The following is a 12,424-nucleotide window of genomic DNA, read 5'->3' as shown; positions in this document are numbered from 1 at the left end:
AGGTGCTCCCCCGCCCGCTACTTCGTCGCCGGCGTGTCGATCCCGTACATGTTCAGCCCCGGGTCGTGGTTGGGCTGGTTGCGCGGGAAGCGCCTGACGAAGTCGTCGGCGATCTCCTCCATCGTCACCCACTTCGTCCCGGGATGCCCGTTTATGTAGTCGATGAGGCGCTCGAGCATCAGGAGAACCTGCGGCCTTCCGCTGACGTCCGGGTGGATCGTCAGGCAGTAGGTCGCGTAGTCCATCTCCCGGTAGACCCAGTCGAACTGATCCCGCCAGAGCTGCTCTATGTCGCGCGGGTTGACGAAGCCGTGGCTGTTGGGAGAGGCCTTGATGAACATCATCGGCGGCAGGTCGTCCAGGTACCAGTTGCCCCCGATCTTGACCAGGTCTATCTCCTCCCCGCGCTCGAGCGGCTTCATCCACTCCCGTGCGGGCCTGGAGTAGTCGATCTTGGTCCACGTGTCGCCGACCCGGGCGTAGTAGGGGGTGAAGTCCCTATGCTGCAGCGAGTGGTCGTACTTGTACCCGAACTCGAGCAAAAGCTGGTTGGTCGCGTTGGAGACCTCCCACCACGGGGCGACGTTCCCGACCGGCCGGCGCCCGGTCACCTTCTCGATGAGCTCGATGCAGTACTCGAGCACCTCCCGCTCCTGCTGCGGCGTCATCGCCACCGGGTTCTCGTGCGAGTAACCGTGGCTCCCGACCTCGTGCCCCGCGTCGACCACCATCTTCACCTGATCCGGGAAGGTCTCGATCGAGTGCCCGGGGATGAACCACGTGGTCCTCATCTCGTACCGCTCGAAGAGCTTGAGCAACCGCGGCACGCCTATCTCCCCCGCGAACATCCCGCGCGAGATGTCGTCCGGCGAGTCCTCACCCCCGTAAGAGCCGAGCCACCCGGCCACCGCGTCTATGTCCACCCCGATGGAGCAGAAGATCTCTTTCTCCGGCACCTTTCCTCCTTTCCTCGAAACGATCACCCAAAACACCCCTTGCCACACCACGGCCGGCGGCGCCCGCCCCCAGAGCCTTGCATTAGCCCCGGCCATGGCGGTAGTATTGTACGTACAAATAACGTCGAAATCAAGGAGGGAGAGGATGTTTCCGAAGGTGGCTGTTCTCTCGTTGGGTGGGACGATCTCTTCCGTACGGGGTTCTGGGCCCGGGGTGGTACCCAGGCTTACGGGGAAGGATCTGGTGGAGAGCGTGCCGCAGATCTCCGGGGTGGCGGAGGTCGAGGCGGAATCGCTGAGGCAGATGCCGAGCTCGGACCTTACCGTAGAGGACCTCATCGAGGTGGCCGGGGAGGCGCGGCGGAGGATCGCCGGGGGGGCGCACGGGGTGGTGATCACGCAGGGGACCGACTCGATCGAGGAGACCGCCTTCGCGATGGACCTGCTCGTCGAGGGAGATGCGCCCGTCGTCGTAACCGGGGCGATGCGCAACCCCACACTCCCCGGGGCCGACGGCCCGGCGAACCTGCTCGGTGCGGTGCGCGTCGCGGCGGCTCCGGAGGCGAGGGGTCTTGGGGCGCTGGTGGTGATGAACGACGAGATCCACGCCGCCCGTTTCGTCAGGAAGACGCACACCCAGAGCCCTGCGACCTTCCAGTCGCCCGTGGCCGGGCCTCTGGGCTGGCTCTCGGAGGGCGTGGTGAGGCTCGCCTGGCGGATTCCGGCGCGGCACACGGTGGAGCCCCCTCCGGCGGGAGCCGGGCAGCAGGTCGCGCTGCTCAAGCTCGCCGTCGGCGACGACGGGAGGCTGCTTTCGGCGGTGCGGGAGACCGGGTACGCCGGGCTCGTCATCGAGGCATTCGGCGGCGGGCACGTCCCGTCGAGGATGGTCGGGGAGGTCGAGCGGCTCGCCTCCGAGATGCCGGTCGTCCTCACCTCCCGCACCGGGAGCGGCGACGTACTCCGGAACACGTACGGGTTTTCCGGCTCCGAGATGGATCTGCTCTCGCGCGGGCTCATCTGGGGCGGGGTGCTCGACGGGCTCAAGGCCAGGCTCCTGCTCACCATCCTGCTGCGCCGGGGAGAGGGGCCGGACGAGATAGAAGCCGCCTTCGAGGGGTGGTACATCTAGAGCATCACGTCGCCCGAATTGGGGCCGAGCGTCTGTCCCACGTAGAGCGAAGCCCTATCCGAGACCAGAAACGCGACCGTCTCCGCGACCTCCTCCGGCTCGCCGAAGCGCCCCAGCGGGAGCTCCGCGGCCTTGGCGCGGCGCCACTCCTCGGAGAGGCCTTGCACGAGCTCGGTGTTGATGGGGCCGGGGGCGACGGCGTTAACCCGCACCCCTCGTGCAGAGACCTCGCGGGCGAGAGCCTTGGTCAGCCCGATGATTCCTGCCTTCGCGGCGCTGTAGTGACACAGCTCGATGCCCCCGATCTGTCCGAGCTGGGAGGCCACGTTGACGATCACCCCGCGCCCGCGGGAGAGCATCTCGGGCAACGCCTCCTTTATGCACAGGAAAGTCCCCCGCAGGTGCACGGAGATCATGCGGTCGAAGTCCTCGACGGTGAGCTCGACGAAGGGCTTCTGCTGCAGAAACCCCGCGTTGTTGACCAGGACCTCCGGCGCACCGAAAACTTCGTGCGCCCTCTCGAAGAAGGCGTGGACGCTCTCGGGGTCGGAGACGTCGCCGGGGACGGCCTCTGCGACGCCTCCGGCTTCGCGTATCGCCGAGGCGGTACCTTCCGCGGTATCGGGCTTCAGATCGTTTACGGCCACGGCGTAGCTCTCCTCCGCCAGCCGAAGCGCCACGGCGCGTCCGATCCCGCTCCCCGCCCCGGTGACGAGGGCGACCCTGATGCGGTTCGCTGTCAACGGCACCTCCTTTTGGACGAGGGCCGCCCACCGCAGCGGCCCCCAAACCGGCTTAACGAAAACCTCAGACCGAAGAGGGTTCTTCGAGGAGCTCGAGCTCGGCCTGGGTCGCTCCCCTGACCTCGCGGGTGCCGAACATCAGGAACCCGGAGACTATGACCGCCAGAGCCCCGGAGAGGAACGCGGCGGTGGTCACGCCAAGCCCGGCTTCGAGGAAGGCCGTCAAAAGCGCCGAGCCGACGATCGCGCCGATCGGGCCCATGGCGTTCACGACAGTAGTCCCCGTACCGCGCATCCTGGTGGGGAAGGACTCACCCATGTAGAACAGCAAGGCCGCGTACGGCCCGATGATGAAGAAAAGCCCTATCGTGTAGGTGGCGAGGACGAACGCACCGCTGCTCGGGCCGAAGAGCATCGCCGAGTAGGCCACCCCGGCGATGAGCCAGCCTATCGCGATCGTCCGCCGGCGTCCGACGATGTCGCCGACGAACCCGTGGCAGAGGTATCCGATGTAGGCTGCCGCGTTGGAGACGACGAGGAAGATCAGGGCGCTGCTGAAGGAGACCCCCTTGCCCTGGGTGAGGATCGTGGTTCCCAGAACGACCAGGACCTGGATTCCGATCCAGTTGGTCAGGAACGCCAGCGCCAGGAAGATCGTATGCTTCCTTATTCCAGGCTCGAAGATCTGACGGTAGGTGTTGCGGTCGCTGTGGCGTACGTCGATGCCGTACTGCCTGCCGAAGCGTACCGCCTCCTCGTGCCTCCCCTCCTGCTCGAGCTTCCTCGCGTGCTTCATAGCCTGGAACCGCGGAGACTCCCGAAGCTTGAACCCCAAAACGGCGATTATGATCGCCGGGGCGGTCGCGACCAAAAACGTCCCGCGCCAGCCGACGCCGGGAACCAGGACAGCCGCCAGCGCAGCACCGACCAGAACCCCGATCGGCCATCCACCCTGCACCATGCTGTAGATGAGCCCCCGCCGCCTGCGGTTGCCGTAGATCTCGTTGAGGTAGGCGGCGTTCACCGCCTGCTCCGAGTACCCAAGCCCGGAGAACGCCCGCACGACGATCACATACCACGCGGCGAAAGCGAGCGAGGTCAGCCCGGAGCTTATCGCCGCCCCCACCGTCGTGAGGATGAGCGAAGGCTTGCGCCCCAGCCGGTCGAGCATCGGGCCCACCAGAAGCGAGACCAGAAACACCGCCACCGAAACCCAGGTGGCCACAGCAGTGCTAGTAGCCGTCGACCACCCGAGATCCTGCGCCATCTTCGGCAGAAGCGTCCCGAAGAGCGTGTAGTCGTAGACCGAAAACACCCACGCGAGAAACGCAACGATCGAAGAGTAGACCAGCGCCCGCTGCGGAAGGCTCGTCTCTATGCGCGGCGCACCCTCGAACCTCCCATCCCCAGTCCCGCGAGACACCTCAGATTCACCAGTCGTCATCCTTCCTCCTCTCTACTCAGCCTCCCGACGGACGGCGCCATCCCGTCAACCCCGTCCATATTTGTCCGTACTAATATGATATGTACGCACAATATTCGTGTCAAGTACATCTTGTATTGCTCCGGGCATGCCGGGAACATAATAAAAATGTCCGTCCCTTTACACTTCGGCCAGGAAGCGAAAAATCCCGTGGGGTGAGACCGGGATATTCAGACCTGTGGACGAGGTCGCGATACTTTCGTCCGGTTCAATCGTGCTGGAGGATCGGGGGTCGGTAGCCGGCGGCGCGTGCCTGCCGGGCGGAGGCGAAGCAGCGCTCGGGGTGGGTGGCCTGGTAGTAGGGGTCGCCTGTGGGGAGGTGGTAGATCTTCTGTCCGTCGCGGGTGATGTTGCCCTTCACCTGGTAACCTCTCGGGCAGGACTCCTCGGATGAGGGGGCCACGCCCGGGGATCTTCCGGCGGAGCCTCTGGAGTCGGGGCCGGTGCCACAGCCGGGGGAGCCCTCGCCTATCCCGTTGCCCCGGTTGGTCTCCCGGCAGCGTTCGGCGCGGGGGAGGCCCCAGATCCCGCGGTGCGCGCGCCTGGCCTGCCGCTGGTCTGCGGCGAACCGTGCGGCGTAGCGGTCGTTGGGCGGGATGATGAGTAGCTGGGCGAGTCCCCTCCTCAACAGTTCATCCTCCAGCATGGTCTTCCGGTCCACCCACACGTAGGCGAGCAGCCTGCCGTAGCGGTCCTTTCGCTCCTCGTCGAAGGTCAGGCGCACCCGGCGGCCCTCCAGCCGCGAGCGGGTAAAGGAGGCCGCCCGGAGTGCGAGAGGCTGGACGGGATAGCCGGGACGCACGTCCTCGGGGGTGTCGGCGCCTATGATCCGCACGGTGCTCTCACCTCCCACCGGAGGCGAGACCTTCAGGGTGTCGCCGTCGACCACCCGGCTCACGACGACCCGGACGCCCGCGGAAGTGGTGGAGGCGGTGGATGACGGCACTCCCCCCACCTCCAGCCCCCCATCTCCGCTGCAGCCCGTCAGAACGAGCAGAGCTGCGAAGGAGAAGAGAAGCCCCAGCCTCGCGAGGAGGCAGAGCTCCGTCTCTCGTTCCATCTCCATTCTTTCTCCCGCCCAGAGACGACCATCACGGCCCTTCGACCACGCGTCCCCGCACACATCCTCCACACACCGGTTTGGCGCGTGGCCACACGCAAAACTATACTCGTTATCGCAAGATAACACCTGGTCCCGCAGGGACACGGAAGGGAGATCGTACATGGAAGGCCAGCGACGCAAGCCCGCTGCCTACCGCAGGCTGTCGGACATGCTGCGGGAGGCCATAGAGAGCGGCGAGTTCGAAGAGGGCGCCCAGATGCCGACCGAGGCCGAGCTCTGCGAGCGCTACGGCGTCAGCCGCCACACCGTGCGCCAGGCTTTCCAGTCGCTGGTCGCCGACGGTCTCGTCTACCGCGTCCCCGGGCGGGGCACCTTCGTCACCGGCCTCTCCAAACGCGGCAAGTACCTTCGCTCCATCGGCACCCTGGAGGAGATGATGTCCTGGACCGGCACCGAGATGGAGGTGCTCGATCCGGTCGAGATCATACACGATGAGGAGCACGCCACCAGCCTCGAGCTCCCCACGGACGAGGTCGCCACCCTCACCATCCGCCGCCTCTACGAGGGCAACCCCTTCGTCCTCACCCGCGTCTACCTCACCCCCGACGCCGGAGAACGCCTGCAGAAGAAGAAGCTCCCCAAAGACGGCCCCGGTACCGTCATCGGGACCGTGGAGAGCGTGCTCCCCTCACCCATCGTCGGGGCAAGCCAGGAACTCACCGCCATCCCGGCCCCAGAGTGCATCTCCCGCCACATCGACTGCAAACCCGGTGATCCCCTCCTCTACGTCGAACGCCTCTACTACCTGGAAGACGGTACCCCCGTAGAACTCGCCATCTCCTACTACAACCCCAGCCGCTACTCCTACCGCCTCGAACTGCGCCGTGGAGACATACACTGACCCCGTTTGACTCCAGAGATTTGTACGTACATAATTGGAAGAAAGAACATCTCTCAGCGGGAGGGTGTTGCATGGCAGGAAAAGAAGGCTGGAAGGGACGTTTCTACGAGGACTTCGAGGTGGGGGACGTCTACGAGCACCCGCTGGGACGGACGGTGACGCAGACGGACAACATCTGGTTTACGCTTCTGACGCAGAACACGGCGCCGGTGCACTTCGACGCGCACTACGCGGCGCAGACCGAGTTCGGGAGGCCCCTTGTGGACTCCACCTTCACGCTGGCGCTGGTGACGGGGCAGAGCGTCACCGACGTCTCGCAGAACGTCTTTGCCAATCTGGGGTGGGATGCGGTCAGGCTTCCGGCGCCGGTCTTCGAGGGGGATACGATCTACTCGCGCTCGGAGGTGCTCTCTAAGCGGGAGTCGCGCAGCCGCCCCGATGTGGGGATCGTGGAGGTGAGGACGGAAGGGTACAAGCAGGATGGGACCGTCGTCATCGAGTTCAGGAGGACCATCATGGTCTACAAGCGGGGGCGGGGGCCGAAGAGGGCACGCCCGCGTCCGCAGGAAAGGGGGGAGGGGTGAAAGGCGGGTGGAGGATGGAGGAGCTCGCCTCCTTCCTCGCGGGGCTCCGGTACGAGGATCTCCCGGAGGAGGCCGTGCTCCGGAGCGAGGAGCTCTTCCTGGACTGGGCGGGCTCGGCGCTCGCCGGGGGGCGGGAGCGGCCGGTCCGGGCGATAGAGCGGGTGGCGCGGGCGCTGGGGCCGCGGGAGGGGTCGTGTGAGGTTCTGGCCTTCGGGTGGCGCACCTCTCCCCTCTTCGCGGCGCTGGTGAACGCCGCCTCCTCGCACGCCGTCGAGCAGGACGACGTGCACAACGCCTCCGTGCTGCATCCGGGGGCGGTCGTCTTCCCGGCGGCGCTCGCGGCGGCGCAGGAGGAGGGAGCCTCGGGGAGGGAGCTCATCACGGCCGCCGTCGCCGGGTACGAGGCCGGGGTGAGGGTCGGGGAGTTCCTCGGGCGCTCGCACTACAGGGTCTTCCACACCACGGGCACGGCCGGGACGCTCGCGGCGGCGGCCGCGGCGGCGCACGTTCTCGGGGCGGACGAGGCGGAGATGGCCGACGCCCTGGGCTCGGCCGGGACCCAGGCGGCGGGGCTCTGGCAGTTCCTCTCCGAGGGGGCCGACTCCAAGCAGCTGCACACCGCCCGGGCCGCGAGCAGCGGGCTCCTCTCGGCGTACCTCGCGCGGGAGGGTCTCCGGGGTGCGCGGGGCATCCTGGAGGGGGAGAAGGGAATGGCCGCCGGGATGTCTTCGGATGCCGACGCGGGGAGGCTCACGGCGGACCTCGGGGAGCGGTGGGCCGTGCTCGAGACCTCGTTCAAGCATTACGCCTCCTGCCGGCACTCGCACCCGGCGGCCGACGCCCTGCTCGCCGGGATGCGGGAGCACAGGCTCGCCGCGGAGGACATAGAGGCGGTGCGGGCGAGGGTGCACGCCGGGGCGATAGAGGTTCTCGGGGACGTCGTCGAGCCCGCGAGCGTGCACCAGGCCAAGTTCTCGATGGGCTTCGTGCTCGCGCTCGTCGCGCTGAGGGGCCGCGCGGGGCTCGAGGACTTCACCGAGGAGTCGCTGGACGACGGGGAGATAAAGGCATTCGCCCGCCGGGTGGAGATGGTCCTCGACCCCGAGGTCGACGAGGCCTATCCGGGGCGTTGGATCGGGCTGGTGGACATAAGGACGAAGGACGGGCGGGAGGTCACCTCGCGCGTCGACGTACCCAAGGGCGATCCCGGCAACCCCCTGAGCCGCGCGGAGATAGAGGAGAAGGTGCGCCGCCTCGCCGCCCACGGTGGGACGAGAGAGGAGGTGGCGGAGCGGCTCGTCCGCTTCGCCTGGAACCTGCACGAAGAAGACGGGGTGGGCCCGCTGCTCGTCGAAGGAGCCGGGGAGGTGAGATCTTGAGCCACGAGAAGCTGCGGCAGAGCGTACGCCAGGTCTGCGCGCGCTTCGGCGAAGAGTACTGGCGGAAGCTCGACGAGCGGCGCGAGTACCCCGAGGAGTTCGTGCGGGCGATGACCGAGAGTAGGTTCCTCGCGGCGCTCATCCCCGAGGAGTACGGGGGGCTGGGGATGACGCTCGCCGAGGCCTCCGTGATCCTGGAGGAGGTCAACCGGAGCGGGGGCAACGCCCAGCCCGCCCACGCCCAGATGTACGTGATGGGGACGCTGCTCAGACACGGCTCCGAGGAGCAGAAGAGGGAGTACCTGCCGAAGATAGCTTCCGGGGAGATCCGGCTTCAGGCCTTCGGGGTCACCGAGCCCGGGGCCGGGACCGACACCACCTCCATAGAGACCTTCGCCCGCAAAGAAAGCGACCGCTACGTCATAAACGGGCGCAAGATCTACATCTCCCGCGTCCAGCACTCGGACATGATGGTCCTCCTCGCCCGCACCACCCCGCGCGAGGCGGTGAGGAAGAAGTCCGAGGGGCTCTCGGTCTTCCTCGTGGACCTGCGCGAAGCCGTGGGCAACGGCCTCACCGTGAAGCCCCGGCGGGTGATGCTCAACAACGAGACCAACGAGCTCGTCTTCGAAGACCTCGAGGTCCCGGCGCAGAACCTCCTCGGCGAGGAGGGCGAAGGCTTCCGCTACATCCTCGACGGGATGAACGCCGAGCGTATCCTGATCTCCGCCGAGTGCGTCGGCAACGGCCGCTGGTTCGTCGAGAAGGCCACGGAAAGGGCGAAAGAGCGGGTGGTCTTCGGGCGGCCCATCGGCGAAAACCAGGGGGTGCAGTTTCCCATAGCCCGCGCCCACGTCGACGTGGAGGCAGCGGACCTGATGCGCTTTAGGGCCGCGGAGCTCTTCGACCGGGGAGAGCCCTGCGGGGCCGAGGCCAACATGTCGCTCCTGCTCGCGGCCGACGCTGCCTGGAAAGCCGCGAACGTCGCGCTGCAGACCTTCGGGGGCTACGGCTTCGACACCGCATACCACGTCGAGCGGAAGTTCCGCGAGACCCGGCTCTTCCAGGTCGCCCCCATCTCCACCAACCTCATCCTCTCCTACGTCGCCGAGCACGTGCTCGGGCTGCCGAGGTCGTTCTAGGATGCTGCCGCTCGAAGGCATGACGGTCGTCTCTTTGGAGCAGGCGGTCGCCGCCCCCTTCGCCACCCGCCAGCTCGCCGACCTCGGCGCGAGGGTCATAAAGGTCGAACGTCCCGGGGTGGGGGACTTCGCCCGCCACTACGACGAGAAGTCCCGCGGGCTCTCGAGCCACTTCGTCTGGCTCAACCGCTCGAAGGAGTCGATCGCGCTGGACCTCAAGAAGGAAGGATCGAAGGAGGTGTTGCGGCGTCTGATCTCCCGCGCCGACGTCTTCGTGCAGAACCTGGCCCCCGGCGCCGCCGGGCGGCTCGGCTTCGGCGCGAAGGCGCTGCGCGCCGGGCACCCCCATCTCGTCACCTGCTCCGTCTCCGGCTACGGGGAGAGCGGCCCTTACCGCGAGAAGAAGGCCTACGACCTGCTGGTGCAGTGCGAGACCGGCCTCGTCTCGGTGACCGGCACGCCCGAGACCCCCTCGAAGGTCGGCATCTCCGTCGCGGACATAGCCGCCGGGATGTACGCCTTCAGCGGGATCCTCACCGCGCTGTTGAAGCGGGAGCGCACCGGGGAGGGCTCGCATATAGAGGTTTCGCTCTTCGAGGCCCTCTCCGAGTGGATGGGTTTCCCCGCATACTACACGATGTACTCCGGGGAACAGCCGCCGCGCACCGGGGCGGAGCACGCGGCCATCGCCCCCTACGGACCGTTCCCCTGCGGCGACGGCAGGACGGTGTTCCTGGGGATCCAGAACGAGAGGGAGTGGGAGCGCTTCTGCCGGGAGGTGCTGCAACGCCCGGAGCTCGCCGGAGATCCCCGGTTCTCCTCGAACCCCAGGAGGGTGGAGAACAGAGACGAGCTGCATGAGGAGATCGGACGGGTCTTCGGCGCCCTCTCCTCCGAGGAGGTCATAGGGAGGCTCGACGCCGCGAGGATAGCCAACGCCCGGCTGCGCAGCGTGCGGGAGTTCCTGGAGCACCCGCAGCACGAGGCCCGGAGGCGCTGGCGGAAGGTCGACTCCCCGGTCGGGGCGCTCGACGCCCTCCTGCCGCCCGCCGTCCCGAACGCGGAGGAGCCAGTGATGGGTCCGATCCCGGAGGTCGGGGAGCACACCGAGGCCATCCTCGAGGAGCTCGGTTACGACGAGGATGGGGTGGAAGCGCTACGCCGCGAGGGCGCGCTCTGAGCAACACACCATGAGGAGAGGACCGGGGACGCACCCCGTGAGACGCCCGGGAGGGCGGTGAGCGTGTCCATGCTCGGACTGCCAATGGATCTCCCGGTCTCTGCCGCCGGCACAATGGCCCTGGTGCTCAACCTCCCGCGGCGAGAATTCGCTCGTGGACCTCGAGGTCCTGCTCGCCGAAGAGGACGAAGCGTATGAGGCGTACGTTCTGGAGCCCGGGGGCCTCATCGAGCACGGTCCCGATGGCCACCCGGGCCGCCATCTCGACCGGGTAGCCGAAGACGCCGGTCGAGATGGCGGGGAAGGCTATGGAGGTGATACCGTGCTCGTCAGCGAGGCGTAAAGCGTTGCGGTAGCAGTTCGCGAGAAGCTCAGCCTCCGGGTGGTCCGAGCCGTAGACCGGGCCCAGAGTGTGGATGACGTGGGCGTTGGGGAGGTCGTGGCCGCCGGTGATGACCGCCTCGCCGGGGCTTATCGGGGCGAGGGGGCGGCATTCTTCCTCGAGGCCCGGGCCGGCTGCGCGGTGGATCGCCCCGGCCACCCCGCCACCGGTGGTGAGCCGGGCGTTGGCCGCGTTCACTATGGCCTCCACGTCCGGCTGCCGCGTGATGTCTCCCCGGACGCATTCTATCGTCACGCCGTCGACCTCGCGTTTCAAAATCCCTCACCTCCTCCGTTCCCGAGCGTCCTGCCGGTCCTGTCGACGTAGGAGAGCTCTCCCCCCTTCCAGACCGCCTCCACCGAGAGATCGGGTCTGAGCACGGTGATGTCGGCGTCGTAACCCGGGGCGAGCCGTCCCTTGCGCCGCCCCTCCCCGATCAGACGCGCCGGCGCGGTCGAGGCCATGCGGGCCGCCTCGGGCAGGGTACACCCGGTGAAGGCGAGGATGTTCTGGAAGGCCTCCTCCATGGTCAGGAGGCTCCCCGCGAGCGCGCCGCTTCCAAGCCGGGTGACGTTCGTCTCGCGGTAGATGCGGCGGGTGGCAAGCGCGTACTCCCCAGGCCCCATTCCGGTCGCCGCCGTAGAGTCGGTGACCAGGCAGATGCGGTCGGGGCCGAGCATGCGGAAGGCGAGCGCGACCATCTCCGGGTGGATGTGGATGCCGTCTGAGATTAGCCCGCATATCGCGAGCGGATGAGCGAAGGCCGCCCCGGGAAGACCGGGCTCGCGGTGGTGCATCCGGCTCATCGTGTTGAACAGGTGGGTGAGCGCCAGAACCCCGGCGTCGAGGGCCCTGTAGGCCTCCTCGAAAGAGGCGTCCGAGTGCCCGGCCGAGACGACGACCCCGTATCTACGGGCGGTCTTGATGAGCTCCTGCGCCCCCTCGAGCTCCGGGGCGAGGGTAACCATCCTGATAGGGCCGAGCTCGAGCAGTCTGGCGAAGAGTAAGGGATCTGGAGGGACGATGTGGGCGGCGGCGTGCGCCCCCCGGCGCCTCAGGTTGATGAAGGGTCCCTCCAGGTGTATGCCGAGCGGCTCGGCCATCCCGCCCCGGCGCGCGACCTTTTCGGCGAGGACGGGCAGGGTCTCCTCGTAGAGGCTCTCCGGAGAGGAGATCACGGTCGGCACGTAGGAGGTCGTCCCGGTGGCGAGCAGCCGCCGGGAGAGCTCGTCGATCCTCTCGGGCGAGGAGGCGACGTCAACGCCGAAGGCTCCGTTGACCTGCAGGTCGACGAAGCCGGGCACGAGCAGGGAGTCTCCATAATCCCTCACCTCACCGGGGTCCAGCGGCTCGCGGCTCAACTCCCTTATCGCGCCGCCCTCGATGAGGACCGTCCCTTCGGACCAGACTTCGTAGTCGGTCACCACCCTCCCCCTGAGGGCGATGCGCCCGGCGGGCTCTCTATCCGGCAAAATCTCG

Annotated in this window: 12 protein-coding genes; 6 read left to right on the top strand and 6 right to left on the bottom strand. The window is 67.5% G+C overall.

The features are described from left to right. Positions 1 to 17: 17 nt before the first annotated feature. Positions 18 to 956: a polysaccharide deacetylase family protein gene (locus tag PJB24_RS12415; protein WP_273846342.1), complete on the bottom strand. Its 939-nt coding sequence runs from the start codon at positions 954 to 956 to the stop codon at positions 18 to 20. Between the two features lie 145 nt (positions 957 to 1,101). On the opposite strand from PJB24_RS12415, the gene PJB24_RS12410 reads away from it, so the two are divergent. Beyond that, complete coding sequence (locus PJB24_RS12410) at positions 1,102 to 2,088, top strand: asparaginase (RefSeq protein WP_420541939.1); 987 nt, start codon at positions 1,102 to 1,104, stop codon at positions 2,086 to 2,088. Here PJB24_RS12410 and PJB24_RS12405 read toward each other — a convergent pair. The 3 genes from PJB24_RS12405 to PJB24_RS12395 all read right to left on the bottom strand — a co-directional run bounded on the left by PJB24_RS12405 (position 2,085) and on the right by PJB24_RS12395 (position 5,374). Then, positions 2,085 to 2,831 (bottom strand): SDR family NAD(P)-dependent oxidoreductase, encoded by a 747-nt coding sequence (locus tag PJB24_RS12405; protein ID WP_273846340.1) that lies wholly within the window; start codon positions 2,829 to 2,831, stop codon positions 2,085 to 2,087. The two genes, PJB24_RS12410 and PJB24_RS12405, sit on opposite strands and share 4 nt — an antisense overlap. 64 nt (positions 2,832 to 2,895) lie before the next feature. Beyond that, on the bottom strand, positions 2,896 to 4,275 hold the full coding sequence (locus tag PJB24_RS12400) for an MFS transporter (protein WP_273846337.1): 1,380 nt from the start codon (positions 4,273 to 4,275) through the stop codon (positions 2,896 to 2,898). Positions 4,276 to 4,522: 247 nt separating this feature from the next. Further along, positions 4,523 to 5,374, bottom strand: a complete 852-nt coding sequence (locus tag PJB24_RS12395; protein WP_273846336.1) for a thermonuclease family protein — start codon at positions 5,372 to 5,374, stop codon at positions 4,523 to 4,525. Between the two features lie 163 nt (positions 5,375 to 5,537). Between PJB24_RS12395 and PJB24_RS12390 the strand changes: the two genes are divergently transcribed. From PJB24_RS12390 to PJB24_RS12370, 5 genes are all read left to right on the top strand, one after another. Then, positions 5,538 to 6,278 carry a GntR family transcriptional regulator gene (locus tag PJB24_RS12390; RefSeq protein WP_273846335.1) on the top strand — a complete coding sequence of 247 codons (741 nt, stop codon included), beginning with the start codon at positions 5,538 to 5,540 and terminating at the stop codon, positions 6,276 to 6,278. Positions 6,279 to 6,349: 71 nt separating this feature from the next. Continuing rightward, positions 6,350 to 6,862, top strand: a complete 513-nt coding sequence (locus PJB24_RS12385; RefSeq protein ID WP_273846334.1) for a MaoC family dehydratase — start codon at positions 6,350 to 6,352, stop codon at positions 6,860 to 6,862. Between the two features lie 14 nt (positions 6,863 to 6,876). Continuing rightward, positions 6,877 to 8,241, top strand: coding sequence for an MmgE/PrpD family protein (locus PJB24_RS12380; RefSeq protein ID WP_420541941.1), 1,365 nt, complete (start codon positions 6,877 to 6,879; stop codon positions 8,239 to 8,241). After that, complete coding sequence (locus PJB24_RS12375; protein WP_273846331.1) at positions 8,238 to 9,383, top strand: acyl-CoA dehydrogenase family protein; 1,146 nt, start codon at positions 8,238 to 8,240, stop codon at positions 9,381 to 9,383. Before PJB24_RS12380 ends, PJB24_RS12375 begins: the two co-directional genes overlap by 4 nt. 1 nt (position 9,384) lies before the next feature. Then, positions 9,385 to 10,563 (top strand): CaiB/BaiF CoA transferase family protein, encoded by a 1,179-nt coding sequence (locus PJB24_RS12370; RefSeq protein ID WP_273846330.1) that lies wholly within the window; start codon positions 9,385 to 9,387, stop codon positions 10,561 to 10,563. A 127-nt stretch (positions 10,564 to 10,690) separates the two neighbouring features. On the opposite strand, the gene PJB24_RS12365 is transcribed toward PJB24_RS12370, so the two are convergent. Then, positions 10,691 to 11,221 (bottom strand): macro domain-containing protein, encoded by a 531-nt coding sequence (locus tag PJB24_RS12365; protein WP_273846329.1) that lies wholly within the window; start codon positions 11,219 to 11,221, stop codon positions 10,691 to 10,693. Continuing rightward, positions 11,218 to 12,417, bottom strand: a complete 1,200-nt coding sequence (gene nagA, locus PJB24_RS12360) for an N-acetylglucosamine-6-phosphate deacetylase (RefSeq protein ID WP_273846328.1) — start codon at positions 12,415 to 12,417, stop codon at positions 11,218 to 11,220. The genes PJB24_RS12365 and nagA overlap by 4 nt, the downstream gene beginning before the upstream one ends. Between the last annotated feature and the right edge of the window lie 7 nt (positions 12,418 to 12,424).

The organism is Rubrobacter calidifluminis (assembly GCF_028617075.1).
Classification (GTDB): domain Bacteria; phylum Actinomycetota; class Rubrobacteria; order Rubrobacterales; family Rubrobacteraceae; genus Rubrobacter_E; species Rubrobacter_E calidifluminis.
Note: the sequence above shows the minus strand (reverse complement) of the source record. Positions and strands in the feature narration are given on the sequence as shown.

Coding starts and splice junctions, on each gene's coding strand:
- PJB24_RS12380 (WP_420541941.1), top strand. CDS start 6,877: ATGGAGGAGCTCGCCTCCTTCCTCGCGGGGCTCCGGTACGAGGATCTC.
- PJB24_RS12385 (WP_273846334.1), top strand. CDS start 6,350: ATGGCAGGAAAAGAAGGCTGGAAGGGACGTTTCTACGAGGACTTCGAG.
- PJB24_RS12390 (WP_273846335.1), top strand. CDS start 5,538: ATGGAAGGCCAGCGACGCAAGCCCGCTGCCTACCGCAGGCTGTCGGAC.
- PJB24_RS12400 (WP_273846337.1), bottom strand. CDS start 4,275: ATGACGACTGGTGAATCTGAGGTGTCTCGCGGGACTGGGGATGGGAGG.
- PJB24_RS12395 (WP_273846336.1), bottom strand. CDS start 5,374: ATGGAACGAGAGACGGAGCTCTGCCTCCTCGCGAGGCTGGGGCTTCTC.
- PJB24_RS12370 (WP_273846330.1), top strand. CDS start 9,385: ATGCTGCCGCTCGAAGGCATGACGGTCGTCTCTTTGGAGCAGGCGGTC.
- PJB24_RS12410 (WP_420541939.1), top strand. CDS start 1,102: ATGTTTCCGAAGGTGGCTGTTCTCTCGTTGGGTGGGACGATCTCTTCC.